A 24,404-nucleotide genomic window follows, 5' to 3' on the forward strand; every position below is an offset into this window, starting at 1 on the left:
GCATCAACGTCCTGCACGCCATCTTGCGCACCCGCAAGCCCTACGACCCCGGGCACCAGATCCGCACCGCAGCTTGACAGAAGCATTAGGCAGCCTCCTCCCCGCCCCGCATCGGGACGCCGCCGTTCAGATCGCCGGGGCGGTAGCCGTACCGGCGCATGAGGGGTTTGGTCAGGGCGGCGACCAGGTGGCGGGGCCAGCCGGTGTTCCACGAGTCGTCCCGGATCAGCCTGACCGGGCCGATGGTGAACCGCATGGGGTTGCCCGACGCCGTGTGGGCCGGGCCCAGGGTCGCGAGCGAGCCGTCCAGGTGCGGGAAGGCAGGGTCGAGACCGAGGCGGGCGGCGAGGCCGGTGAGGGTCGCGCGCGGGTCGGCGAGCAGATCTTCGTATCGGACCCGGGTGACCGGCACACCGCGCCGCGACAGCAGGTCGAGCGCGAGGTTCTGGGCGGTCCAGTGAAGGGAGGTGCGGATCGGGCCCCAGCGGGTCATGGGCCGCCCGTCCTCGGGACGTTCGACGCTGCGCCGCCAGGAGTGGGCCACCGCCCGAGGGTCGCGCACCACATGGACGACGTGCACGTCCACGCCCCCGGCGGCCAGGCACCACGCCAGCGAGGCGTGCTTGCTGGAGTCGATCACCAGACGAGACCCGGCCACCGAGGCCGCGGCCGTGTAGACGCGGCGATAGGCACGCACGTACTCGTCGAGGTCGCGATGCCTCATGCGCGGAATGCGCCGGGTCCGGTCGACGCGGTCGCGCAGCCCCAGCACCCGCTCGGCCAGCACCGGCGACCATCCGCCGAACGCCCGCTCCCCCACCCGCCGCCAGAAGTCACACAGTGCGAACCCCGCACCGCACCCGCACGGCTCCCCCGCGAGCACGCCTCTGGCCCACAGATGGGCCACCTCGCCCAGCGCGGTCACGCCCGGCGACTCGCCGAGCAACCGCTCCAGCAGCGTGGTGCCACTGCGGCCAAGGCCGCCCAGGAAGATCACCCCGGGGGCGGGCGAACGGTCAGTCACGGACAGGGACCTAACCTCGTGAATACGGAACGTGGGAGACAGTAGCGCGGAGTAATCGCGCAGTCACCGAAAGCCCAAATGATCTACCTGGCGTTCGAAGTCGCCGAGGACTCCCCCACGGTGGTTAGCTGTGCGGCGTGGGATCCGCGACATTAGTACCCCAAACACGCACGATGGAGCTTTCCGCCGATCATGCGTGGACCACCCTGCGCGAGTACGGCATGCGCCGCCTGGCCCATGACTCGTTCGTCCGGTTCCGGTACGGCGACGGCATGAGCCACTCCAGAGCCCTGGCGTTCCAGATGTGCCTGTCGATCATCCCGGGCGCCATCGCCCTGGTCGGCCTCAGCTCCGTCACCCACCAGGAACAACTCGGCCAGGTCCTCCAGCTCTCCCTCAGCCGCCTGGCGCCGGGCGAAGGGGGCGCCTCGGTCATCGACGTCCTCGGCGGCGGCTCGCGGCGCGACGCGCTGGCCCTGTGGCTGGGCCTGGCCACCTCGCTGGTCTCGCTGACGTCCACGATGGCCCAGGTCGAGCGCGGCGCCAACCGCATCTACGGCATGGAGCGCGACAGACCCTTCCCCCGCAAGTACGGCAGAGCCGTCATCCTGGCCCTGACCGCCGGCGCCCTCATGGTGACCGGCTTCGTGGCCATGGTCGGCGGCGCCGCGATCGGTGGCGCGCTGGCACAGGTGTGGGGCTGGACCTCCGGGCAACATCTGGCGTTCGACGTGGTGCGCTGGCCGGTGGGGTTCCTGCTGGCGCTGGTGTCCACGTCGGTACTGTTCCGGGCGGCGCCCAGGCGGCGGCAGCCCGGCCACACGTGGCTGGCGTTCGGGGCGCTGGTGACGCTGGTGTTGTGGACCTCGTTCACGCTCGCCCTGGCCCTCTACACGGACAGGAGCGGCACCTTCGGCAGCACCTACGGCCCGCTGACCACGGTGATGGCGCTGCTGCTGTGGGCGTTCCTGAGCTCGATCGCGCTGTTCCTGGGGCTGGCGTTCGCGGCGCAGTTGGAGGCGGCACGGGCCGGGGAGCCCGGCCCCGCCCTGCCGGACGTGGGGCCGAGCGCCCTGGAGGAACGCGAGCCTCTGGTCGGCGCGGTGGGGGCGGCCGGCATCGCCGCCCTCCGTACCGCGTACGGCCTGCTCAGACGCCGGCGGAGATGACCATGCCGGCGCCCACCGTGGTGTTGGTGGTCTCGTCGACCAGGATGAAGCCGCCGGTCGCCCGGTTGCGCGCGTAGTCGTCCACGAACAGCGGCTGCGTCACCCGCAGCGACACCCGCCCGATCTCGTTCAGGCCGAGCCCGGTCGCGGTCTCGTCGCGGTGGAGCGTGTTGACGTCGAGCCGGTAGTGCAGCTCGCGCACCATCGCCCGCGCGGTGCGGGTGGTGTGCTTGATGACCAGCTTGGAGCGGGGCGCGAGCTTGGTGGTGTCGGTCATCCAGCAGACCATCGCCTCCAGCTCCTGCGCGGCGCTCGGCTGGTTGTTGGGCCGGCAGATCATGTCGCCGCGCGAGATGTCGATCTCGTCTTCCAGGCGCAGCGTCACCGACATGGGCGGGAACGCCTCCTCGACGGGCCCGTCGTAGGTGTCGATGGAGGCGATCCTGCTGGTCAGGCCGGAGGGCAGGTGGAGCACCTCGTCGCCGGGCTTCAGGACGCCGCCGGCCACCTGGCCCGCGTAGCCCCGGTAGTCGTGGAACTCGGTCTTGTGCGGCCGGATGACGTACTGGACCGGGAAGCGCACGTCGACCAGGTTCCGGTCGGAGGCGATGTGCACGTTCTCCAGGTGGTGGAGCAGCGAGCTGCCGTGGTACCAGGGCATGGTCTCCGAGCGGGACACGACGTTGTCGCCGTGGAGCGCGGAGATTGGGATGAAGGTCAGGTCGGTCACGTTGAGCTTGGAGGCGAAGGAGGTGAACTCCTCGCGGATCTCCTCGAAGCGCTCCTCCGAGTAGTCGACCAGGTCCATCTTGTTGACCGCGAGCACCAGGTGCGGCACCCGCAGCAGCGTGGTCAGGAACGCGTGGCGGCGCGACTGCTCCAGCACGCCCTTGCGGGCGTCGATGAGGATGATGGCCAGGTCGGCGGTGGAGGCGCCGGTGACCATGTTCCGGGTGTACTGGATGTGGCCCGGGGTGTCGGCGATGATGAACTTGCGTCGCGGGGTCGCGAAGTAGCGGTAGGCGACGTCGATGGTGATGCCCTGCTCGCGCTCGGCCCGCAGGCCGTCGGTGAGCAGCGACAGGTCGGTGTACTCGGTGCCGCGGTCGCGCGAGGTGCGCTCGACCGCCTCCAACTGGTCCTCGAAGATCGCCTTGGAGTCGAAGAGCAGGCGCCCGATGAGGGTGGACTTTCCGTCGTCGACGGAGCCGGCGGTGGCGAAACGAAGAATGTCCATCTTAGAAGTAGCCCTCGCGCTTGCGGTCTTCCATTGCGGCTTCTGAGGCGCGGTCGTCGGCCCTGGTGGCGCCGCGCTCGGTGATGCGGGTGGCCGCGATCTCCTCGATGATCTCCTCGACCGTGGCGGCGGCCGACTGGACGGCGCCGGTGCAGGTCATGTCGCCGACGGTGCGGTAGCGCACGACGGCCTCGAACAGCGGCTCGTCGTCGCCGCGCGACACGACCGGCGCGTCGGGCAGCAGCATGCCGTCGCGCTCGAACACCTTGCGGGTGTGGGCGTAGTAGATCGAGGGGATCTCGATGCCCTCGCGGCGGATGTAGTCCCAGATGTCGAGCTCGGTCCAGTTGGACAGCGGGAAGACCCGGATGTGCTCGCCCTTGCGGATGCGGGAGTTGTAGAGGTTCCACAGCTCGGGGCGCTGGTTCTTGGGGTCCCACTGGCCGAAGTCGTCGCGGAAGGAGAAGACGCGCTCCTTGGCCCTGGCTTTCTCCTCGTCGCGGCGGGCGCCGCCGAAGACCGCGTCGAACTCGTGCTCCTCGATCGCGTCGAGCAGCGTCGTGGTCTGCAGGCGGTTGCGCGAGGCACGCCGCCCGGTCTCCTCGGTGACCCGGCCGGCGTCGATCGACGCCTGCACGCTGGCGACGACCAGGCGGGCGCCGAGTTCGGCGGCCCTGCGGTCGCGGTACTCGATGACCTCGTCGAAGTTGTGCCCGGTGTCGACGTGCATCAGCGGGAAGGGCAGTGGCGCGGGCCAGAAGGCCTTCTCGGCGATGCGGAGCATGACGATCGAGTCTTTGCCGCCGGAGAAGAGCAAACAGGGACGCTCGAACTCGGCGGCCACTTCACGCATGATGTGAATGGCCTCGGCCTCGAGAACGTCTAGCTGCGACGTGGTGTAGTCGCGCTGGAGCATGGGGCTTCCTCCGGCGTGGTGTCAGCGGTGCAGGTCCCGAATTCCGGCGAGCAACGTTGGCGCCAGCTCAGGTAGGGAAACAAGGATATCTGGTAGTGAGGGGTCCGCCTGGTTGTAGGTCAGCTTCGAGCCGTCGATCCGGCTGGCATGGGCGCCCGCCGCCTGGGCTACGGCGACCGGCGCGGCGGAGTCCCATTCATACTGTCCGCCTGCGTGAACGTAGGCCTCGACGTCTCCGGTGAGCACCGCGGAGATCTTCGCTCCGGCCGAGCCGATGGGCACCAGGTCGGCCCCGACGAGATAGGCAAGTCTTTGCACGAACTCCGGCGGCCTGGTACGGCTGACGGCGATCCTGAACCTGCCCTTGTCATAGGCGGGCAGCTTCGGCGGCTCACCGGTGGTGAGCGTACGCCCCTGCGCGGGCAGCGCCACCGCGCCCGCGGCCAGCGCCCCGCGCTCCCACAGCGCCACGTGGACGGCCCAGTCGGCGCGGCCCTCCTCGGCGAACTCGCGGGTGCCGTCGAGCGGGTCGACGATCCACACCCGCTCGGCGCGCTGCCTGCGCGGGTCCTCCCGCTCCTCGCGGGTGGCCTCCTCCGACAGCACGCTGTCGCTCGGCCGCAGCCGGGCCAGCGCCTCCATCAGATAGAGGTGGGCGCCCCGGTCACCGGCTTTGCGCAGCGCCGGCGCCTCGCCGAACCCTTCGCGCTCGCGGATCTCCAGCAGCCGCCGCCCCGCCTCGTCGGCGAGATCGGAGGCGAGGGCGTGGTCGTCGCGAATCGTCATCAATAAGCTCCTTGCCCGCGGGCGACGGCCGACCAAGTCTTCCACAGGATCTGGAGGTCCAGCATGAGGGACCAGTTCTCAACGTAACGCAGGTCGAGGCGGACGGATTCCTCCCACGACAGATCAGATCTGCCGCTCACCTGCCACAGCCCCGTCAGCCCCGGGCGCACCAGCAGCCGCCGCCGGACGTCGTCGCCGTAGCGCTCGACCTCCTCGGGCAGCGGCGGGCGGGGGCCGACGAGCGACATGTGCCCGCACACCACGTTGATCAGCTGGGGCAGCTCGTCGAGCGAGTGCCGCCGCATCAGCGCGCCCAGCGAGGTCACGCGCGGGTCGTTGCGCACCTTGAACAGCACCCCGTCGGCGTCGCTGACGAGGGTGAGCTTCTGGTGCTCCGCGCCCTGCCGCATGGTGCGGAACTTCACGATCGTGAACAGCGCGCCGTCGCGGCCGACGCGCGTCTGCCGGAACAGCGCGGGTCCGGAACTACTCGCCCGTACGGCCACCGCCAGCCCTGCCAGCAACGGCGACAGCGCCACCAGCAGCGAGGCGGCCACGAGCCGGTCGAAGACGTTCTTCACCAGTTGCCTCGCCCCTGCCAGCTCCGGATGCTCCACGTGCAGCAATGCCAGCCCGGCCGCCGGGCGGATGGTGGTGCGCGGCCCGGCGACCTCCATGAGGGCGGGCGCGACGACCAGTTCGGTGTGGGTGCGCTCCAGCCGCCAGGCCAGCCGCCGCAGGGCCACGCCGTCCATCTCGGGGCAGGCGAGCACGGCGACGGAGTCGGCCCCCGACTGCTCCACCACCAGCGGCGCGTCACTGAACCCGCCTGCCACCGGCACCCCCGCCACGTCGTCGCCCGGCGCGTCCTCGGGCAGGCAGGCGGCCACCACCTCCATGCCGTGGTAGCGCTCGCGCCGGAACCGCTCGACGAGCTCGGCGATCGAGGCGCGGTGCCCGACGGCGACCACGCGGCGCATGCACTCGCCGCGCGCCCTGCGCCGGTGCAGGGCGCGGCGCAAGCAGTACCGGAAGATGAGGGTGAGCAGGGTGGTGAGGGGCAGGGCGAGCACGACGTAGCCGCGCGCGACGTCGGTCTTGGTGAGGTAGGCGACGATGGCGGTGGCGGCGGTCAGGGCGAGGCCGCAGCGCACGACGCGCTGGAACTCCTCGGGCCCGACGCCGAACATGCGCGGCTCGTAGGCGCGGTTGAGCGCGTTCGCGCAGACCCAGGCCAGCGGCAGGGCCACGCTCAGCAGCAGGTACGGCGCGGCGTAGGGAGTCAGCTCGCCGAAGCGGGCGAAGAAGGCCAGCGCCGCGCCCGCGCCCGCGCCGCCCAGATCGGCCACCAGCGCCCGCACCCGGTAGGCGCGGACCCAGCCGGGCACGCCGGGAGCGGACTGCCAGACGAGCTCAGGATGCGCACGGACGACGGCCATCAGCACCTCGCCCTTGCTCACGCCGCGCCTCCCCGTGACCGACCGTCAACGAATGGTCACCAGATAGTAGCGGCGGGCAACGTCGGCCGGATCGCGAACGGCCTTACGTGGTGATCAGCGTGGAGGGCCGGAAATATTGAGGTCTGACCGGTGGAACTCGTTCTGGGTGACTTCGAGGCCGCGTTCCATGAGCGACTCCACCACGTCCGCGGCGCGGTCGACGAGGAAGGCGAGGTCCTTGCGCTCGGCGGTGGCGAAGTCCTTGAGCACGTACGCGGCCGGGTCCATGCGGCCGGGCGGACGGCCGATGCCGAAGCGGACGCGCAGGTAGTCGCGGGTGCCGAAGACCTTGGTGATGGACTTCAGCCCGTTGTGGCCGTTGTCGCCGCCGCCCAGCTTGGCGCGCAGCGCCCCGTAGGGGACGTCCAGCTCGTCGTGCACGACGATCATCCGCTCGGGGGCGACCTTGTAGAAGTCGGCGAGGAGTTTGGCGGGGCCGCCGGAGAGGTTCATGTAGGTGAGGGGCTTGGCCAGGATCGCCGGCCGCGTCTCCAGGACGGCGGAGCGGCTCTTGTGGGCCTTGAACTTGCCTCCCGCGCGGGCGGCCAGCTCGTCGAGCACCATGAATCCGGCGTTGTGCCGGTTTCCCGCGTATTCGTCGCCGGGATTGCCCAGCCCGACGATCAGCCAGCGGTCCAATGCGACTCCTTGTTCAGGTGGCGGCCTGCCGTAACTCTACGAGAACACCACGACGGGGCAGCCGGATGATCCCGGCCGCCCCGTGCGGTGAACGTGGGTGTTACTCGGCGCTCTCGCCCTCGGCGGCCTCGGTGGCGACGGCGGTCTCGCCCTCGGCGGCCTCGTCCTCGTCGGCGGCCTCGGTCGGCTTGGCGATGACCTGGAGGACGACGGTCTCCGGGTCGGCGGCCAGCGAGGAGCCCTGCGGCACGGCCAGGTCGGCGGCGGTGACGACGCGGCCGACCGCGAAGCCCTCGACGTCGACCTCGATGCCGGTGGGGATGTGGGTGGCCTCGGCCTCGACGCCGATGCTCATGAGCTGCTGGTCGAGGATGCCCTCGGAGTCGACGTCACCGACGGTGGTGACGGGGATCTCGACGGTGACCTTCTCGCCGCGCTTGACCAGGAGCAGGTCGAGGTGCTCCACGAAGCCCTTGATCGGGTCGCGCTGGACGCCCTTGGGCAGCGCCAGCTCGTCGACGCCCTCGCCCTTGAGGTGGATCAGGACGTTGGCGGTGCGCAGGGCGAGCAGGACCTCGTGACCGGGCAGCGTGAGATGCTTGGGGTCGATGCCGTGACCGTAGAGGACGGCGGGCACCTTGTCGGCGCGGCGGATCTTGCGGGCGGCGCCCTTGCCGAACTCGGTGCGAGCCTCAGCGGCGATACGTACTTCAGACACGACATCTCCTAGGGATGCACGTTGGCGGAGTTTCTCTGCGCTCCCCCTGACCCGCCCTAGCGGGAGGCGTTACGAGCGCAACCCTCACAGTCTACCCGCATCCGTGCCCCGCATCAGCCGCCTGCCGCCGCGCCAGACGCCGAGGATGTCGAGGGTGCGGTCGATGTCGGCCGTCGGGTCGCCGTCGACCAGGAGCAGGTCGGCGCGGAGTCCCGGCGCGATCCTGCCCCGGTCGGCGAGGCCGAAGTGGCGGGCGGGCGCCGCGGTGGCGGCGGTCAGGGCCTGGCCCGGGGTCATCCCGGCGGCCACGAGCCGGCGTAGTTCGTCGTGGAGTGTGGCTCCGTGGGCGGTTCCGACGTTGGAGGCGTCCGAGCCCGCCAGCACGGTGACGCCGGCGTCGAGGAGTTCCGCCAGGGTGCGCGTGGCCACGGTGACGTCGTGCCGCGCGCCCTCGCCGAGCGGCACGGGCCCCGTGGTGAGCATCCGCCGCGCCCCTTCGCCCAGGTGGGGCGCGACGCGGGGGTCCGCGGCGAGCTGCCCGCCGCGCGGCTCGCCGAACAGCTCTCCCAGTACGGCCAGCGTAGGGATGACCACGGTCCCCCGGTCGGCCAGTTCGTGGGCGAGTTCGGGGTCCGGCGCGTCCACGAACAGGTGCCCGAGCACGTCGGCCCCGGCTTCGGCGGCCAGCCGGGCGGAGCCGGCGTTCAGCGCGTGGACGACGGCCAGGACGCCGTGGTCGTGCGCGGCGGCGACAAGCGCGCGCAGGGTCTCGCCGGTGAGCGTCGGGGTCGGCATGCCCGCGGTCGAGCCGTCGTCGAGCATGATCTTGAGGTAGTCGGAACCCTCGGCGATCCTGTCCGCGACGAAGGCGGCCGCCCGATCGGGACCGGTGAGCGTCGGGAAGGGCGGCAGGAGTCCCATCTCGACGAGGTACCAGCCGTAGCCGCCGGGGACCGTGGCCGCGGTGCCCGCGCTGCGCAGGTCCGCCCCGTCGCGGGCACAGCGGAGCTTCGCGATCTCGACGGGGTCGGCCATCATGTCGAGCACGGTCGTGACCCCGAACGCCGCGGCCTGCTCCAGGTCGCCGGGGAAGACGTGGGCGTGCGCGTCGATCAGGCCGGGCAGCAGCGTCGCGCCGCGGCCCTCGACGACCGCCGCCCCCGGCGCCTCGGCCGGCCCGATCGCGGCGATCAGGCCCTCGTCGATCGTGACGTGCGTGGACGGGAGGAGCCTCTCCCCGTCGAACACCTTGACGTCGCGGAACTGCAGCATCGCATCTCCTTTACATACATGTCAGCACGTATCATTAGAGCGAGCATACATGCCGACACGTATGAGAATCTGGGCGTCATGCGCAGAACCGCCGAGGAGGCCGCGGAAACCCGCCGATCCCTGCTGGTCGCGGCCCTGGCGGAGTTCGCGGAACGCGGCTTCGCGACGGCGACCCTGAACAGCATCGCCGCACGGGCGGGACTCACCCGCGGCGCCCTCTACCACCACTTCACCGACAAGGCCACGCTCTGCCTGGCGGCGATCAACGAGCTGTGGGCCGAGGCGGCGACGCCCGTCTGGAGCAGGCTCGACGGCCCGGAACCGCCCGTCGAGCGGGTCGGCGGCTTCCTCATGGCGTTCTTCACCGCGCTGGAGGAGGACACGACGTTCCGCCAGGTCTACGCGCTGTCCATGCGCAGCGCCGAGGGCGTGCCCGAACTGGAGAAGGGCCTGCACGACAAGCAGGTCGTCATGGAGGGCTGGCGGCGGCAGCTGTCCGGGCTGCTGAGCACCTCCGAGCTGCGGCCCGGCGTCAGCCCGGACACCGCGGCGCTCGCGATCATCGCCGCGGCCAACGGCACCGCGGCCACCTGGCTGGCCTGCCCCACGTTGTTCTCGCCCGCGAGGGAGGCGAGGGCGCTCACCGACGCGATCGTGCGCGGCATTAGCAACTGAGGTTGACTAAGGCGAAATTAGTCAACTACGGTTGCTTGTGTTCCTTCGGGGTGCGCGAGGCCGGCATCGGCGTGCCCGGAAATCCCCTTATCTGAGGACGATGAATGAAACGGGTAGCTGCTGTGCTCACTGTGCTCACCGCGCTCGCGGTGGGAACCGGGACGCTGACCGGCGTCTCCCACGCCGACAACACCCTCGGCCGCTTCTACGGGCAGGAGGTCACGTGGACCGCCTGCGAAGACACCGCCCTGGACCAGGCGGGCGCCCAGTGCGCCCAGGTCGAGGTGCCCTTGGACTACTCCGCGCCGCGGGGCCGTACCCTCAAGATCGCGATCTCCAGGATCAAGGCGAGCGACACCGCGCGGCGGCGCGGGATCATGCTCTCCAACCCCGGCGGGCCGGGCGGGGCGGGGCTGCACTTCATGCTGTACGTACGCGGCGGCCTGACCCCCGAGGTCGCCTCACGCTACGACCTGATCGGCATGGACCCGCGGGGCGTCGGGCGCAGCGCGGCGATCGACTGCGACTGGCCCGTCGGGCACATGCTCTGGTCGGCCGGGCTCACCAGGCGGGACTTCCGCGACGCCGTACGGACCCAGGAAGATCTCGCGCGGCGGTGCGAGCAGAAGGAGGGCGACCGGATCGCCCACATCACCACCCGCAACACCGCGCGTGACATGGACGTCATCCGCGGCGCCCTCGGCGAACCCAAGACCTCCTACCTGGGCTTCTCCTACGGCACCTACCTCGGCGCGGTCTACACGCAGATGTTCCCGCGGCGTACCGACCGGATCGTGCTGGACAGCGCGGTCGATCCCGCCTCCTACATGGCCGCGTCGATCAGGAAGCAGGGGCCGGTCAACGAGGCCGCGCTCGACGACTGGGCCGCCTGGACCGCGGCCCGCGACGCCGACTACGGCCTCGGCACGACCGGCGCGCAGGTACGGGCCCGGGTCGAGAGCCTGGTCGGGCAGGCGGCCAGGTCACCCATCCGGATCGGCACGCACCTGCTGGACGAGCGGTTCCTGCCGATGACGCTGTTCACGCTGCTGCAGGACGCCCGCTACAACGCCCACCTGGCGGCGCGGGTCCGGCAGATCGCCGACGCGGCCGAGGGCAAGCCCGTCCAGCCGGCCGCCGACTTCGACCAAGAACTGCGCCTGCACCTGAACGGCGAGCCGCAGGACCTCTCCAGCCAGGGGGCGGTGATCTGCGGCGACACAGCCGTGCCGCGGAATCCGGAGCGGTACTGGCGCGGCATCCAGCGCAGCCGGGCCACGCAGCCGGTGTTCGGGGCCTACGCGAACAACATCACGGCATGCGCGTTCTGGCGGGCGCCGCTGGAGCCGCGGACCGTGGTGCGCAACGACGTGCCCGCGCTGATCGTGCAGGCCACGCAGGACACCAGGACCGTCTACCAGGAAGGAGTGGCGCTGCGGCGGGCCATGTCGGGCTCACGGCTGGTCACGCTGCAGGACGTGCGCATGCACGGAATCCTGGGCCGGCTGCGGAACGCCTGCGTGGAGGAGGCGGTCAACACCTACTTCCGCGACGGCGTCCTGCCCGCAGCCGACCTCACCTGCCGTACCTAGGAGTCGCCCTCGAACAGGCTCGTGACGCTGCCGTCGCTGAAGACCTCGGTGATCGCGCGGGCGATCAGCGGGGCGATGGACAGCACGGTCAGCTTGTCGAAGAGCTGGTGCTCGCGCAGCGGCAGCGTGTTGGTCACGATGACCTCGGAGATGCGCGAGTTCTTCAGCCGGTCGACGGCCGGGTCGGAGAAGACGGCGTGGGTGGCCGCCACGATCACGTCGGTGGCCCCCTGCTCGTAGAGGGCGTCGGCGGCCTTGCAGATGGTGCCGGCCGTGTCGATCATGTCGTCGATCAGCACACAGGTACGGCCGCGCACCTTGCCGACCACCTCGTTGACCTTCACCTGGTTGGCCACGTCGAGGTCGCGGCGCTTGTGGATGAAGGCCATCGGGGTGCCGAGCGTGTCCGCCCAGCGCTCCGACAGCCGCACGCGGCCGGTGTCGGGCGAGACGATCGTGGTGTTCTCCAGGTCGAGCTTGTCCTTGAGGTAGCGCTCAAGGACGGGCATGGCGAACAGGTGGTCCACCGGGCCGTCGAAGAAGCCCTGGATCTGCGAGGTGTGCAGGTCGATCGACATCAGCCGGTCGGCGCCCGCGGTCTTGAACATGTCGGCCATCAGGCGGGCGGTGATCGGCTCGCGGCCGCGGCCCTTCTTGTCCTGACGGGCGTAGCCGAAGAACGGCATGACCACGGTGATGCGCTTGGCGGAGGCCCGCTTCAGCGCGTCGACCATGATGAGCTGTTCCATGATCCACTTGTTGATGGGCGCGGTGTGGCTCTGGATGACGAAGGCGTCGCAGCCGCGTACCGACTCCAGGTAGCGGGCGTAGATCTCGCCGTTGGCGAAGTCGTGGAGCTTGGTCGGGGTGAGCGACACGCCGACGTTGTTGGCCACTTCCTCCGCCAGCTCGGGGTAGGCCCGGCCGGAGAAGAGCATCAGCTCTTTCTCACCTGGCTGCTTGATGCTGGTCACGTGCCACTCTCCCGCTGCTCTTGCTCGGCCAGCGCCCTTTCGGCGGCCGCGGCCGATTTCGTGCCCGCGCGCCTGCGCAAGACCCATTTCTCGATGTTGCGCTGCCGCGCTCTCGCCACCCCGATCGCTCCGGGTGGCACGTCGCCGTCGATGACGGACCCGGCAGCCGTGTAGGCGCCGTCTCCGACCGTCACCGGGGCGACGAGCATGCTGTCGCACCCCACGAACGCGCCGTCGCGCACGGTGGTGCGATGTTTGTTCACGCCGTCGTAGTTGACGAAGATCACCGCGGCGCCGATGTTCACGTCGTCGCCGATCGTGGCGTCGCCCGCGTACGACAGGTGCGGCACCTTGGAACGCTCGCCGACCTGGGTGTTCTTCATCTCCACGAACGTCCCGGCCTTGGACTTGCGGCCGAGGACGGTACCGGGGCGCAGGTAGGCGTACGGGCCGACGCTGGCGTCGGGGCCGATCTCGGCGTTGTCGCAGACCGCGTTGCGCACGACGGCGCCGGGGCCGACGGTGGTGTCGGTGAGCGTGGTGGCCGGGCCGATCTCGGCGCCCTCCCCCACGACGGTCTCGCCGTGGAGCTGGGTGCCGGGGTGGATCACGGCGTCGGGCGCCAGCCGTACCTGGACGTCGACCCAGGTGGAGGCCGGGTCGACGACGGTGACGCCGCCGCGCATGTGGGACTCGAGCACGCGCTGGTTGAGCACCTTGCGCACGAACGCCAGCTGCACGCGGTCGTTGACGCCCTCGACCTCGGCGTAGTCGGCGGCCACGTGCGCGCCGACGCGGTGACCGTCCTCGCGCAGGATCGACAGCACGTCGGTGAGGTACTCCTCGCCCTGCGCATTGTCCGTCGACACCCTCTTGACCGCGTCGGCCAGCAGGAGGCCGTCGAAGGCGTAGATGCCGGAGTTCATCTCGTCGATGGCGCGCTGGTCGTCGGTGGCGTCCTTGTGCTCGACGATCTGCAGCACGGCGCCGGACTCGTCGCGGACGATCCGCCCGTACCCGGTCGGGTCGGGCACCCGCGCGGTCAGCACGGTGACGGCGTTGCCGTCGTCGGCGTGCTTGGCGAGCAGCGCGGCGAGCGTCTCGGCGCGCAGCAGCGGCACGTCGCCGTACGTGACCAGGACCGTGCCATTGATCGTGCCCGTCTCCTCCAGCACCGTGCGGACGGCGTGGCCGGTCCCGCGCTGCTCGCGCTGCACGACGGCGCGCGCGTCAGGGCTGGTCTCGGCGAGATGGGCGCCGACGCGCTCGCGCGCATGGCCGATGACGACGATCAGCCGCTCGGGTTTCAGGTCGCGGGCGGCCGCGAGCATGTGGTCGACCAAAGCACGGCCGCACACCTCGTGGAGGACTTTCGGGGTCTGGCTCTTCATCCGGGTGCCCTCGCCTGCGGCGAGGACGATGACGGCTGCCGGGCGCGGCACACTCACGGACTGAGGCTCCCTGTGGCTGGACGGATCAGGGTTGCTGGTACGGCTACCGCACCGCTACCCTCCCGACACGCTGAGGATACCTGCCTGACCGCAACAGCGGACTCAGCCCCCTGCTGACATGCTTTCGAACTGCTGTTATGGCTCCCGGGAGAGGATTCGAACCCCTACAAAGAACACCAAAAATTCTCGTCCTGCCTGGTTAGACGACCCGGGATCGGTTCAGCCGGTGTACAGCTTACCGATCGAGAGTGGGTCTTGCCGACACCATTACCCCCAGAGCCCATCCTTCGATCTTCTTGTAGGTCTCCAGACCTCGACGGACGTCAACGCGAAGGCATCCTCGATAGTCCTCGCCGTTGTTCCTGCGGACCGTCGCCGGGTTGTGACGCTTCAGCGTGGTCTTCCGGAACTGACTCCTGTCGGCCCCCGTCACCTCCAGCCAGTAGCGTTCGGCGGCCTCGATATCGGCGGTCTCGTGAATGTGCACGCGGAAGTAGAGTCTCTCCAGAGGCACCCCCGCGACCTCCAGAAAGCGGATGAAGAGCAGCACCAGCCCCGGATCGCTGTTGATGAAGGTCACGTGGTTGTCCGCGCGATGCGGCTTGTTCTTCGCCCCCTCACACCAGTAGGCGATCGCCCCTGCGATCAGGATCTCGCGATCAGACAGTATGCCGATCTCGTCTTGCGCTCTCTGACGGACATCCTCGCGCTCGGCCCTGCGCCGGGCACCCTCCTCCGCCCAGTAGCGCCGTCGGCCCTCGTCGTTGCGCCTGCGGGACTCCGCATAGCTCAACCGCCCCTCCCGCGGCAGGTCGCGCACCCACAGCGAGACAGAGGACTTCGACACCCCAAGCTCAGCGGCGATCTCCGGATACGTCCGCCCTTGAGCGCGCAGCTCGCGTGCCCTCTCGTGCAGATCGTCCTTGGCGTTGCCGCGCAGCGCCGACTCCTTCGGGACGGTGCCCCGAAGGACCTTGGTCAGCTGGTAGTTGCTGGTCAGCCCCAGGATGTCCTTGATCTGCATCCTGGACTTGCCCTCGGCCCGCAACTGGATGGCCCGAGCACGGATCTGATCCCAGTCTCGTTTCATCAGCACGGCAAAATAGTATCCGATCAGATACGTGCAGGCCAGCCCTCAGAGGTAAAGAGACACTCTTAGGGCTTCCTTACTTACGACAGCGTAGGTTACGTTTGCGTAGGCAGGACATTCTCCCCATACATGTCGTGAGAGGTAGCCCATGACCGTTGTTGCCGAGCGTTCCGCTCCCGGTCCCAAGCCGGACGCCGATCCGGAGCCCAGGACCAAGGTCGAGCTTCTGACCTTCGGCCTGGTGGTGGGCCTGCCGCTGGTCGCCATCGCGGCCGCGGTGCCGTTCGCGTGGGGGTGGGGGCTGGGCTGGACGGACGTGGCGATCGCCTTCGTCTTCTACATCGTCTCCGGCCTCGGCGTCACCGTCGGCCTGCACCGGTACTTCACCCACGGCTCGTTCAAGGCCAAGCGCCCGCTGAAGATCGCGCTCGGCATCGCGGGCAGCCTGTCGCTCGAGATGTCCGTGCTCGACTGGGTGGCCACCCACCGCAAGCACCACAAGTTCTCCGACAAGGAAGGCGACCCGCACTCGCCGTGGCGCTTCGGCCCCGGCTTCAAGTCGCTGACGAAGGGCCTGCTCTACGCCCACATGGGCTGGATGTTCGACGCCGAGCGGACCAACCGGGAGAAGTTCGCCCCCGACCTGGTCAAGGACGACGACGTCGTCAAGCTGCACAAGTGGTTCGGGGCGCTGGCCGTCACCTCGATCTTCCTGCCGGGCATCATCGGCGGCCTGCTCACCTGGTCCTGGCAGGGCGCGCTGACCGCGCTGTTCTGGGGCTCGCTGGTCCGCATCGGCCTGCTGCACCACGTCACCTGGTCGATCAACTCCATCTGCCACGTGTTCGGCGAGGAGGAGTTCCAGGTACGCGACAAGTCGCGCAACGTCTGGTGGCTGGCGATCCCGTCCTTCGGTGAGTCGTGGCACAACCTGCACCATTCGGACCCGACCTGCGCCCGTCACGGCGCCCTCAAGGGCCAGATCGACCTCAGCGCCGGCCTGATCCGGATCTTCGAGAAGCTGGGCTGGGTCCACGACGTACGCTGGCCGACCCCCGAGCGCCTGGCGGCGAAGCGCATTGCCTGAGGCGACCGCTGTGTCGGCGGGCACTGCAATTATGGAGAATGTGACCACCGAACCCCGATCTCGCAGACGCATGTCAGGAAGAGAACGCCGAGAGCAGCTGATCCGCATCAGCCGCACGCTCTTCGCCGAGAAGGGCTTCGACGGGACCTCTATCGAGGAGATCGCGGCCACCGCCCAGGTCTCCAAGCCGGTCGTGTACGAGCACTTCGGCGGCAAGGAGGGCGTCTACGCGGTCGTCGTGGACCGGGAGATGCAGAAACTCCTGGGCATGATCACCTCAGCTCTGGCGGCGTCCCACTCGCTGATCAAGCTGGAGCGGGCGGCGCTGGCCCTGCTGCAGTACATCGAGGAGAGCAGCGAGGGGTTCCGCATCCTGGTGCGCGACTCCCACGCCGCTTCGGGCACGGGCACGTTCGCCAGCCTGATCAGCGAGATCGCCAGCCAGGTGGAGGACGTGCTCGCCGACGAGTTCGCCGGCCGGGGCTATGACCCGAAACTCGCGCCCATGTACGCGCAGATGCTGGTCGGCATGGTGGCACTCACCGGCCAGTGGTGGCTCGACGTGCGCAAGCCGGGGCGCGAGGAGGTCGCCGCGCACCTGGTCAACCTGGCCTGGAACGGCCTGACCGGGCTCAACCCCCAGCCGCGCATCACCGCCGCCACCCGCGAGGGCGCCGAGCTCGCGGTCACCGCGCCGCCGCGGGCCAGCGAGAAGGAGCTGCGCGAGCTGGAGAAGCAGCGTGAGCGCGAGGCCAAGGAGGCCGAGAAGCTCCGTCAGCGCGAGCTGAAGGAGGCGGAGAAGGCCAGGCTGCGCGAGCTCAAGGAGCGTGAACGGCTGCTCAAGGAAGCGGAGAAGGCGCGTGAACGGGAGGACAAGCTGCGTCAGCGCGAGGCGCGGCTGGCCGAGCGGGCGGCCAAACTGGGCCAGGGCGACCAGTCGGAGTAAGCCGTTGAGACGTCGTTAACGTTCTGTTCAATCAAACAGGGCATATTGCTCATATGTCCGCGGAACCGTTGCACCCAGGAAACGACTTGCCCTTGCCCCAGGAGCGGTTCCTCAACCGTGAGGAGAGCTGGCTTCAGTTCAACCAACGGGTGCTGGAACTGGCCGAAGACGACTCACTGCCCCTTCTCGAACGGGTCCGCTTCCTCGCGATCTTCGCGAGCAACCTGGATGAGTTCTTCCGGGTACGCGTGGCGGGTCTCAAGCGGCGCATGGCCACCGGCCTGCTGCTGCGGACCAAGAGCGGGCTGAAACCCCGCGAAGAACTGGCCCGGATCGCCACGATCGCCGGCGACCTGGCCAAACGGCACGCGGCGGGCTTCCACGAGCGGATCAGCCCGCAGCTCGCCGGCGAGGGCATCGAGATCGTCCGCTGGGACGACCTGGGCCGCGAGGAACGCACCGAGCTGCGCAAGCTGTTCCGCGAGCGCATCCGCCCCGTGCTCACGCCGCTGGCGGTGGACCCCGCCCACCCTTTTCCCTATATTTCCGGCCTGAGCCTCAACCTTGCCGTCGTGGTGCGGAATCCGACCAACGGTCACACGGTCTTCGCCCGGGTCAAGGTTCCGTCCCAGTTGCCGCGTTTCGTCACCGCGTCGAAGGATCGTTTCGTCCCGCTCGAGGATGTGATCGCCGCCCACCTCGGCCAGCTGTTCAAGGGCATGGAGATCGTCCAGCACCACGTCTTCCGCGTCACCCGCAACGAGGACCTCGACGTCGACGAGGACGTCACCGAGAATCTCATGCAGGCGCTGGAGAAGGAGCTGCTCAAGCGCCGTTTCGGTCCGCCGGTCCGGCTGGAGGTCGAGGACACGATCACCGCCGAGGTGCTCGACCTGCTCGTCGAGGAACTGGGCGTCGCGCCGCACGAGATCTACCGGGTCGCCGGGCCGCTCGACCTGACCGGCCTGCACGCCATCGCCGACCTGGACCGGGGCGAGCTCAGCTACCGGCCGTTCGTGCCGGCGGAAGCCGTACACGCCGAGGACGATGTCTTCTCCGTGCTGCGCGAGCGCGACGTGCTCCTGCACCACCCCTACGACTCCTTCGCCACCAGCGTGCAGCGCTTCATCGAGGAGGCGGCGGCCGACCCGCGCGTACTGGCGATCAAGCAGACCCTCTACCGCACCAGCGGCGACTCCCCGATCGTGGACGCGCTCATCGACGCCGCCGAGGCCGGCAAGCAGGTCGTCGTGGTCGTGGAGATCAAGGCCCGCTTCGACGAGCACGCCAACATCTCCTGGGCCCGCAAGCTGGAGCGCGCGGGCTGCCACGTGGTCTACGGCGTCGTGGGCCTGAAGACCCACTGCAAACTCGCCCTCGTCGTACGGCAGGAGCCGTCAGGAGAGCTGCGCCGCTACTGCCACATCGGAACCGGCAACTACAACCCCAAGACGGCCCGGCACTACGAGGACTTCGGCCTGCTGACCTCGGACCCGCTGGTCGGCGAGGACGTCACCGACCTGTTCATCCACCTGACCGGCTACTCCAACCACTCCGCCTACCGCCGCCTGCTGGTCGCCCCGCACTCGCTGCGCGGCGGCCTGCTGGCCAGGATCGAGCGGGAGATCGCCCACCAGCAGGCCGGGCGCCCCGCCAGAATCCGGATCAAGACGAACTCGCTGGTCGACGAGCCCCTGATCGACGCCCTCTACCGGGCCTCGCGCGCGGGCGTGCCGGTGGACCTGTGGGTACGCGGCATCTGCATCCTGCGTCCGGGTATCCCCGACCTGTCGGAGAACATCCGCGTACGCTCCATCCTCGGCCGGTTCCTGGAGCACTCGCGGGTCTACGAGTTCGGGCTCGGCCGCCGTCCCGAGGTGTGGGTGGGCAGCGCCGACCTCATGCGCCGCAACCTGGACCGCCGGGTCGAGGCTCTGGTCAAGGTGACCGGGCAGCAGCACAAGGCGTACCTCATCGAGCTGATGGACCTGGCCATGGCCGATACCACCAACGCGTGGCTGCTGAAGGCCGACGGCACCTGGGTCCGGCACCAGGGCGAAGACCTGCAGACCCACCTCATCGGCACCCGCCGCTGGAGAACCGTTGATGACTGAGATCTTCCGGGCCGCCGGCGCCGTCGTGTGGCGAGGCGACGCGGAGAACCCCGAAGTGGCGCTGATCCACCGCGAACGTTACAACGACTGGACCTTCCCCAAGGGCAAGCTGAAGACCGGCGAGCACGTGATCGCCGCCGCGGTCCGCGAGGTGCGCGAGGAGACGGGCATCACCGCGCACCTGGGCCGCGCCCTGCCGCCGATCCACTACCTGTTCAAGGGCCGGCTGAAACGTGTCGACTACTGGGCCGCCCAGGTGGCCGACGACGTGCCGTTCGTACCGAATGACGAGGTCGACGCCCTGGAGTGGATGCCGATCGCCGAGGCCCGCACCCGCCTCACCTACTCCTGGGACGGCGGCCTCCTGCACGCGCTGACCGCCGTGCCGCTGCGCACCGTCCCCCTTGTCCTGGTACGGCATGGCGCCGCCGGTTCCCGGCAGAGCTGGAAGGGCGACGACGACCTGCGCCCGCTGGAGGCCGAGGGCTACGTCCAGGCGGTCACGCTCGCCCAGGTGCTGCCCGCCTACCGCCCCGAGGTGCTGCTCAGCTCGCCGAGCCTGCGCTGCGTGCAGACCATGGAGGCGTTCTCCACCGCCGTCACGACCGATCCGCTGCTCAGCGAGCGGCACCAGGACGCCGACAAGACGCCCGCGCTGGTGAACGGCATCACCGTGCCCGCCGCCGCCTGCAGCCACGGGAAGGTGCTGCCGCACCTGATCTCCGCGCTCAGCGGCGTCGACGTCCACCTGCGCAAGGGCGCCTTCGCCGTCCTGCACCGGGCCGGCACCAGGACGGTCAGCGTCGAACGCTATTCCACGTGACGGGCAGCTTCGCGAAGCCCTGGGTCAGCCGGCCGGTGTTCACCTCCAGCTCCCGCAGCGGGACGGCGAGCCGCAGGCCCTCGAAGCGCTGGAAGAGGCGGCTGAAGACCGCCTCCAGCTCGACCCTGGCCAGGGTGGCGCCGAGGCAGAAGCGCGGGCCGTACCCGAAGCCGAGGTGCGGGTCGCCGGGTTCGCGGTGCAGGTCGAAGACGTCGGGGTCGGAGAAGACCCGTTCGTCGCGGTTGGCGGCGTCGGTGGAGATCAGCACCGCTTCGCCCTTGCGGATGGTCAGCCCGCCGTACTCGACGTCCTCGCGGGCCCAGCGGGGGATGCCGTGCAGGCTGGGCACGGCCATGCGCAGGATCTCCTCGACGGCCGCGGCCGCCAGCGACGGGTCCGCCTCCAGCTCGGCGAGCTGGTCGGGCCGCTCCAGCAGGAGCAGCACGCCGTAGTCGATGCGGCCGACGGTCGTCTCGTGGCCGGCGAACAGCAGGCCGCCGGCGAGCCGGGCGACCGTACCGTCGTCGTCGATGACACCGGCGAGGTCGGTCAGCACGTCCTCGCCCGGCTCGCGGCGCTTGCGCTCGATCAGCCCGGCCATGTACGCGCCCATCTCGGCGCGGGCCGCCTCGCCCTTGACCGCGTCGTCGATGTCGCCCATGCGGATGGAGACCTCGCCGAAGTAGTCCCTGTCCTCGAACGGCACGCCGAGCAACTGGCAGATCACCAGCACCGGCAGCGGGAAGGACAGCTCGGCGTGCAGGTCGGCGGGCGGGGTCAGGCCGGCCAGGTGGTCCAGGCGCTCGTCGACCAGCGTTCCGACATGATCGGCCAGCGCCTTCATCCGGCGGGCGGAGAACGACGGCTGGAACAACCGCCGCATCCGCTCGTGGTCGGCCTTCTCGGTGGCGTGGTCGCCAGTCGGGCCGCCCAGCAGCGCCGAGCCGGAGATGCGCGGGGCCTTCTCCGGCTCGGGATGCGAGCGGCCGAGAAGCGGCTCGGCGAACAGTTTGCGGGCGTCCTCGTAGCCGCTGACCAGCCAGACCTCGTCGCCGGTCCGGGTACGGACCTTGGCTATGCCCTGCTGTAGTCGTAGCTCGCGGTAAGCGGCCGGAACGTCCAAGGTGTGGTGCGCTCGAATGGGATGACGGGGAGCTCACTCATAGGATCTTTCTAACAGCCTCCACCGTCTTCTCCCAGACTGCCGGGAACTCGGCGTGTGCCCGCTCGGCGGTACTCTTCTCCATGCCGATCAGCAGACCGTAGGTGAAGGTGTCCTCGCCCGCCTGGCGCGCGCTCTCTGCCTCCTTGGCGAGCGTCTCCTGCGCGACCACACCGTCCTGATAGAGCCCGAGAATCTCCTGTACGGCTTCCGCGTGCTTGGCCAGCTTCTTCATCCCGAGTGCCTCGGCCGTGTAGCGGGCGCGCTTGGCCGCCTTGCGCACGTCGTGCATGGCGATCTCGCGCCGTTCCTCGTCCTCGATGGCCTGCGCGTGGTCGTAGGCGTCGGTGACCCGCTTCCAGTTCTTGGCCGCGACCCCCTGGAGCGTCGCCTCGGCCGGCTTGCCCGCGGGCTTGGCCAGCTCGGGCTCGGCCACGAGCGCGTCGAGGCCGTCGAGCAGCGTGTAGTAGCGGTCGCCGCTCAGTGCCTCCCTGATCCGGTTGTAGGAGTCCTGCTCGCGCTTGAGCAGGTCCTCGCCCAGGCGTACCTGGATGGGGCCGTGGACCAGCTCGGGGGCCAGCGACCCCAGGAGGCCGGCGAACCTGGCCCTGGTCACCTCCAGGTCGCGGGCCTCGCCGAGGACCGTTCCCAGCCAGCGCAGCTCGTCCTGGAGGTGCTCGGTATCGGTGACGATGCTCTTGAACGCCTTCAGCGCGCTGCGCATGCGCCGTGCCGCCACGCGGGCCTGGTGAACGGCGTCGTCCTCGGCCCGCCGTACCCTCGGATCCTGCGACAGCAGCGCGCTGACCTGGCTGTCCAGGTAGTCCATGACGACCTCGCCCGCGGAGCCCGCCTTGGCGGGCCCGCCCGGACGGGGCGGCCGGTCGAGCAGCCGCGCGAGCTTGCTGGACGACTCGGCCGGCGTGGCGCCCGCCTTCATGAGACGTTTGCCCACCTTGGCGAGCACGGCCTGGTCGCCTTCGAGCAGTTCCGCCTCGACCTCGCGCCAGCGCTCCACACGCTGCTCGTCGCCGAACACGGTGCCCTTGACCCGGTCGTCGGCGATCTCCACCAGCGGGGTGCCGTCAACGGAGACGACCGTGACGTTCCTGCGGGTGTCCAGCTCGGCGACGGGCACAAGCTCCGCGCCCCGGGTGAAGGCGCGCACGAGGTTCTCCAGCGGCGCCGGGACGACCTTGGTGCTGCGCGTCAGCGGGTGGGTGATCTCCTGGCGCGCTCCCTTGGCCTTGGGGAGTTTCAGATGCCAGCCGGGATCGGAGCCGCCTCGCCTGCGCCGCAACGTGATCCCGCGAGCCGCCAGCCGCAGGTCGGGAGTGTCGTAATAGAGCGCGACGAGCTGATAGCTCTTCGGCCCGTCCACGTCACCGATCTTGCTCAGGTCCGGGATGGCGTAATCGTCGGCGACGTCGAACTTGTCTTCGATCTCGATGCCCACAGCACCTCGCAAGTGTCCGATTTCGGAACATCATGCCACTGGAAGGTTAACTTCACACGACCTGCAGGAGCTCGATTCTGTTCCCCACGGGGTCGGTGACGTAGACGCGGCGATATCCGGGGAAGAGCAGGTCCACCTCGCCTTCGGGCAGTACGTCCACCAGGAACGCGGGATGGGCCTTCCTGGCCGGGCGGAAGTCCTCCTCGATGCCGAGGTGCACCTCCACGCCGTCGCCCCGGAACCAGGCGCCGCCGCGCTTGGCCAGCTCCGGCGGCTTCGGCACCTCGGTGAGGCCGAGGAAGCCGGAATAGAACTCCCTGAGCTGCGGCTCGCTGCCCTTCGGCGCGGCGAGCTGGACATGGTGCATGGCGATGAGCTTCACGCGTGCGCCACCTCTTTGCCGGCCACTACGAAGATGCGTCGGAAGGGGAAGGCGGTGCCGTACTCCTTGCGAGGATATGCCGCATCGAAGAGCTTTTTGAGGTCCCGTTTGAAGGAGGTCTGCTCGCCGGGGTCGAGCCGGTCGAGGACCGGGCGCAGGGCGGTGCCGGAAACCCAGGTCAGCACGGCGTCCTCGCCCTGGAGCAACTGGACGTAGGTGGTCTCCCAGGCGTCGACGCGGACGCCCATGGCGCTGAGCAGTTCCATGTACTCCATGGGCGTGGAGACCGGCGCGCCGCGGTCGAACTCGCCGAGCTTGTCACGCCAGGTGTCACTGCGGCAGAGTTCGCGGATCAGCACGTGGCTGGGCGCGTCGAAGTTGCCCGGCACCTGGAAGGCCAGCCAGCCGCCGTCGGCGAGCGCGTCGACCCAGTGTCCGAGCAGGTCGCGGTGGGTGGGCACCCACTGGAGCACCGCGTTGGAGACCAGGACGTCCACCGGCCGGTCGGGACGCCACAGGGTGACGTCGGCCACGGTGAACCTGCCGCCGGTCTCGCGCGCCTTGGCGATCATCGCGGGTGAGGAGTCGAACCCCTCGACCGTCGCCCCCGGCCAGCGCTCGGCCAGCGCCATGGTGAGCTCGCCGGTGCCGCAACCGGCATCTACGACATACTGGGGTGCGTCGGCCTGGATTCTGGCGGTCAGCTCAAAGAACGGCCGTGACCGCTCGTCGGCGTAGCGTTCGTACGTTGACGGGTCCCAGATATCTCTCGACATAAAGATATTTGATATCGAGATATGTATCTCGATGTCAAGACAGTAGACTGCATCCATGACGGATGCGCACGAGTCCCTTGACGAGGTCGACCGGCTGGTCGCCGCCTGGCGGACCGAGCGGCCCGACCTCGACGTCGAACCCCTCCAGGTGCTCTCCCGCGTCTCCCGCCTAGCCAAGCACCTCGACCGGGCCCGCCGGGCCGCCTTTGCCGAGCACGACCTCGAACCATGGGAGTTCGACGTGCTGACGGCGTTGCGGCGAGCAGGCAAACCCTACGAACTGTCCCCCGGCGCCCTCCTCCGCGCCACGCTGGTGACCTCGGGCACGATGACCAACCGCATCGACCGCCTGGCCCAGGCCGGCCTCGTCCGCCGCCGCCCCGACCCGGAGGACCGGCGCGGCGTGCTCGTCACGTTGACGGATACGGGACTGCAGCGGGTGGACTCGGCGTTCGCCGGCTTGCTACGCCGCGAACACGACCTCCTCGCCGGCCTCGACGAGCCCAACCAACGCGCCCTCGCCGCCCTGCTCCGCACCCTCCTCGCCCCGTTCGACGCGGGTTCCTCCAACTGACGCCTTTATGCCGCTACGGCGCTCTGCGGTCACGGCGCTCTG

The 24,404-nt window shown here is 69.6% G+C and carries 23 protein-coding genes and 1 tRNA gene; 8 read left to right on the forward strand and 16 right to left on the reverse strand.

Going from position 1 to position 24,404, the window contains the following annotated elements; genetic code table 11:
• Positions 1-85 precede the first annotated feature (85 nt).
• Positions 86-1,024 (reverse strand): sulfotransferase, encoded by a 939-nt coding sequence (locus tag ACFWY5_RS38690; RefSeq protein ID WP_379637735.1) that lies wholly within the window; start codon positions 1,022-1,024, stop codon positions 86-88.
• 173 nt (positions 1,025-1,197) lie between these two features.
• On the opposite strand from ACFWY5_RS38690, the gene ACFWY5_RS38695 reads away from it, so the two are divergent.
• A complete protein-coding gene (locus ACFWY5_RS38695; RefSeq protein ID WP_379637736.1) occupies positions 1,198-2,193 on the forward strand; it encodes a YihY/virulence factor BrkB family protein in 996 nt (331 codons plus the stop codon).
• Here the strand turns inward: ACFWY5_RS38695 and cysN are convergent.
• The 7 genes from cysN to ACFWY5_RS38730 form a co-directional block, all read right to left on the reverse strand.
• A complete protein-coding gene (gene cysN / locus ACFWY5_RS38700; protein WP_379622368.1) occupies positions 2,174-3,430 on the reverse strand; it encodes a sulfate adenylyltransferase subunit CysN in 1,257 nt (418 codons plus the stop codon). The genes ACFWY5_RS38695 and cysN overlap by 20 nt on opposite strands.
• 1 nt (position 3,431) lies before the next feature.
• Positions 3,432-4,346, reverse strand: a complete 915-nt coding sequence (gene cysD, locus ACFWY5_RS38705; protein WP_379622366.1) for a sulfate adenylyltransferase subunit CysD — start codon at positions 4,344-4,346, stop codon at positions 3,432-3,434.
• A gap of 21 nt (positions 4,347-4,367) precedes the next feature.
• On the reverse strand, positions 4,368-5,132 hold the full coding sequence (locus tag ACFWY5_RS38710; RefSeq protein ID WP_379622364.1) for an inositol monophosphatase family protein: 765 nt from the start codon (positions 5,130-5,132) through the stop codon (positions 4,368-4,370).
• Positions 5,132-6,571, reverse strand: a complete 1,440-nt coding sequence (locus ACFWY5_RS38715; RefSeq protein WP_379622384.1) for a sugar transferase — start codon at positions 6,569-6,571, stop codon at positions 5,132-5,134. Before ACFWY5_RS38715 ends, ACFWY5_RS38710 begins: the two co-directional genes overlap by 1 nt.
• Positions 6,572-6,685: 114 nt before the next feature.
• Positions 6,686-7,270: an aminoacyl-tRNA hydrolase gene (pth, locus tag ACFWY5_RS38720; protein WP_184967504.1), complete on the reverse strand. Its 585-nt coding sequence runs from the start codon at positions 7,268-7,270 to the stop codon at positions 6,686-6,688.
• A 100-nt stretch (positions 7,271-7,370) separates the two neighbouring features.
• Complete coding sequence (locus tag ACFWY5_RS38725; RefSeq protein ID WP_379622360.1) at positions 7,371-7,988, reverse strand: 50S ribosomal protein L25/general stress protein Ctc; 618 nt, start codon at positions 7,986-7,988, stop codon at positions 7,371-7,373.
• Positions 7,989-8,072: 84 nt separating this feature from the next.
• Positions 8,073-9,260 carry an amidohydrolase family protein gene (locus ACFWY5_RS38730; RefSeq protein ID WP_379637738.1) on the reverse strand — a complete coding sequence of 396 codons (1,188 nt, stop codon included), beginning with the start codon at positions 9,258-9,260 and terminating at the stop codon, positions 8,073-8,075.
• A gap of 78 nt (positions 9,261-9,338) precedes the next feature.
• On the opposite strand from ACFWY5_RS38730, the gene ACFWY5_RS38735 reads away from it, so the two are divergent.
• Together ACFWY5_RS38735 and ACFWY5_RS38740 are read left to right on the forward strand one after the other, a co-directional pair.
• Positions 9,339-9,935 carry a TetR family transcriptional regulator gene (locus ACFWY5_RS38735; protein WP_379637739.1) on the forward strand — a complete coding sequence of 199 codons (597 nt, stop codon included), beginning with the start codon at positions 9,339-9,341 and terminating at the stop codon, positions 9,933-9,935.
• 122 nt (positions 9,936-10,057) lie between these two features.
• On the forward strand, positions 10,058-11,527 hold the full coding sequence (locus tag ACFWY5_RS38740; protein WP_379637740.1) for an alpha/beta fold hydrolase: 1,470 nt from the start codon (positions 10,058-10,060) through the stop codon (positions 11,525-11,527).
• On the opposite strand, the gene ACFWY5_RS38745 is transcribed toward ACFWY5_RS38740, so the two are convergent.
• The 4 genes from ACFWY5_RS38745 to ACFWY5_RS38760 form a co-directional block, all read right to left on the reverse strand.
• The gene (locus ACFWY5_RS38745; protein ID WP_184967496.1) at positions 11,524-12,501 is read right to left on the reverse strand and encodes a ribose-phosphate diphosphokinase; all 978 of its coding nucleotides are present in this window, start codon (positions 12,499-12,501) and stop codon (positions 11,524-11,526) included. The genes ACFWY5_RS38740 and ACFWY5_RS38745 overlap by 4 nt on opposite strands.
• Positions 12,498-13,949, reverse strand: coding sequence for a bifunctional UDP-N-acetylglucosamine diphosphorylase/glucosamine-1-phosphate N-acetyltransferase GlmU (glmU, locus tag ACFWY5_RS38750; RefSeq protein ID WP_379622352.1), 1,452 nt, complete (start codon positions 13,947-13,949; stop codon positions 12,498-12,500). Before glmU ends, ACFWY5_RS38745 begins: the two co-directional genes overlap by 4 nt.
• A gap of 141 nt (positions 13,950-14,090) precedes the next feature.
• Positions 14,091-14,166, reverse strand: a tRNA-Gln gene (locus tag ACFWY5_RS38755).
• 21 nt (positions 14,167-14,187) lie between these two features.
• Positions 14,188-15,042, reverse strand: a complete 855-nt coding sequence (locus ACFWY5_RS38760) for a helix-turn-helix domain-containing protein (protein ID WP_379637815.1) — start codon at positions 15,040-15,042, stop codon at positions 14,188-14,190.
• 148 nt (positions 15,043-15,190) lie between these two features.
• Between ACFWY5_RS38760 and ACFWY5_RS38765 the strand changes: the two genes are divergently transcribed.
• The 4 genes from ACFWY5_RS38765 (at position 15,191) to ACFWY5_RS38780 (ending at position 20,012) form a co-directional block, all read left to right on the forward strand.
• Entirely contained in the window at positions 15,191-16,129 is a 939-nt protein-coding gene (locus tag ACFWY5_RS38765; protein WP_379622350.1) for an acyl-CoA desaturase, read from the forward strand.
• A gap of 70 nt (positions 16,130-16,199) precedes the next feature.
• A complete protein-coding gene (locus tag ACFWY5_RS38770; protein ID WP_379637741.1) occupies positions 16,200-17,075 on the forward strand; it encodes a TetR family transcriptional regulator in 876 nt (291 codons plus the stop codon).
• Positions 17,076-17,128: 53 nt separating this feature from the next.
• Positions 17,129-19,189 carry an RNA degradosome polyphosphate kinase gene (locus tag ACFWY5_RS38775; protein ID WP_379622346.1) on the forward strand — a complete coding sequence of 687 codons (2,061 nt, stop codon included), beginning with the start codon at positions 17,129-17,131 and terminating at the stop codon, positions 19,187-19,189.
• The gene (locus ACFWY5_RS38780; RefSeq protein WP_379637742.1) at positions 19,182-20,012 is read left to right on the forward strand and encodes an NUDIX domain-containing protein; all 831 of its coding nucleotides are present in this window, start codon (positions 19,182-19,184) and stop codon (positions 20,010-20,012) included. Before ACFWY5_RS38775 ends, ACFWY5_RS38780 begins: the two co-directional genes overlap by 8 nt.
• Here ACFWY5_RS38780 and ACFWY5_RS38785 read toward each other — a convergent pair.
• The 4 genes from ACFWY5_RS38785 to ACFWY5_RS38800 are packed head-to-tail and all read right to left on the reverse strand — an operon-like array spanning position 19,987 to position 23,788.
• The gene (locus ACFWY5_RS38785; RefSeq protein ID WP_379637743.1) at positions 19,987-21,135 is read right to left on the reverse strand and encodes a cytochrome P450; all 1,149 of its coding nucleotides are present in this window, start codon (positions 21,133-21,135) and stop codon (positions 19,987-19,989) included. The genes ACFWY5_RS38780 and ACFWY5_RS38785 overlap by 26 nt on opposite strands.
• Before the next feature lie 37 nt (positions 21,136-21,172).
• A complete protein-coding gene (locus tag ACFWY5_RS38790; RefSeq protein WP_379637744.1) occupies positions 21,173-22,630 on the reverse strand; it encodes a CHAD domain-containing protein in 1,458 nt (485 codons plus the stop codon).
• Positions 22,631-22,682: 52 nt separating this feature from the next.
• Positions 22,683-23,012, reverse strand: a complete 330-nt coding sequence (locus tag ACFWY5_RS38795; protein ID WP_379622338.1) for a glyoxalase — start codon at positions 23,010-23,012, stop codon at positions 22,683-22,685.
• A complete protein-coding gene (locus tag ACFWY5_RS38800; protein ID WP_379637745.1) occupies positions 23,009-23,788 on the reverse strand; it encodes a trans-aconitate 2-methyltransferase in 780 nt (259 codons plus the stop codon). Before ACFWY5_RS38800 ends, ACFWY5_RS38795 begins: the two co-directional genes overlap by 4 nt.
• 55 nt (positions 23,789-23,843) lie before the next feature.
• Between ACFWY5_RS38800 and ACFWY5_RS38805 the strand changes: the two genes are divergently transcribed.
• Positions 23,844-24,362 (forward strand): MarR family winged helix-turn-helix transcriptional regulator, encoded by a 519-nt coding sequence (locus ACFWY5_RS38805; protein WP_379622334.1) that lies wholly within the window; start codon positions 23,844-23,846, stop codon positions 24,360-24,362.
• Positions 24,363-24,404: the final 42 nt, after the last annotated feature.

Origin of the sequence: Nonomuraea sp. NPDC059007 (assembly GCF_042740555.1) — a bacterium.
In the GTDB taxonomy this organism is placed as follows: Bacteria; Actinomycetota; Actinomycetes; order Streptosporangiales; family Streptosporangiaceae; genus Nonomuraea.

Coding starts and splice junctions, on each gene's coding strand:
- ACFWY5_RS38765 (WP_379622350.1), top strand. CDS start 15,191: ATGACCGTTGTTGCCGAGCGTTCCGCTCCCGGTCCCAAGCCGGACGCC.
- ACFWY5_RS38760 (WP_379637815.1), bottom strand. CDS start 15,042: ATGAAACGAGACTGGGATCAGATCCGTGCTCGGGCCATCCAGTTGCGG.
- ACFWY5_RS38735 (WP_379637739.1), top strand. CDS start 9,339: ATGCGCAGAACCGCCGAGGAGGCCGCGGAAACCCGCCGATCCCTGCTG.
- ACFWY5_RS38800 (WP_379637745.1), bottom strand. CDS start 23,788: ATGTCGAGAGATATCTGGGACCCGTCAACGTACGAACGCTACGCCGAC.
- cysN (WP_379622368.1), bottom strand. CDS start 3,430: ATGGACATTCTTCGTTTCGCCACCGCCGGCTCCGTCGACGACGGAAAG.
- ACFWY5_RS38770 (WP_379637741.1), top strand. CDS start 16,200: ATGTCAGGAAGAGAACGCCGAGAGCAGCTGATCCGCATCAGCCGCACG.
- ACFWY5_RS38805 (WP_379622334.1), top strand. CDS start 23,844: ATGACGGATGCGCACGAGTCCCTTGACGAGGTCGACCGGCTGGTCGCC.
- cysD (WP_379622366.1), bottom strand. CDS start 4,346: ATGCTCCAGCGCGACTACACCACGTCGCAGCTAGACGTTCTCGAGGCC.
- ACFWY5_RS38780 (WP_379637742.1), top strand. CDS start 19,182: ATGACTGAGATCTTCCGGGCCGCCGGCGCCGTCGTGTGGCGAGGCGAC.
- ACFWY5_RS38710 (WP_379622364.1), bottom strand. CDS start 5,132: ATGACGATTCGCGACGACCACGCCCTCGCCTCCGATCTCGCCGACGAG.
- ACFWY5_RS38775 (WP_379622346.1), top strand. CDS start 17,129: ATGTCCGCGGAACCGTTGCACCCAGGAAACGACTTGCCCTTGCCCCAG.
- ACFWY5_RS38730 (WP_379637738.1), bottom strand. CDS start 9,260: ATGCTGCAGTTCCGCGACGTCAAGGTGTTCGACGGGGAGAGGCTCCTC.
- ACFWY5_RS38695 (WP_379637736.1), top strand. CDS start 1,198: ATGGAGCTTTCCGCCGATCATGCGTGGACCACCCTGCGCGAGTACGGC.
- ACFWY5_RS38715 (WP_379622384.1), bottom strand. CDS start 6,571: ATGGCCGTCGTCCGTGCGCATCCTGAGCTCGTCTGGCAGTCCGCTCCC.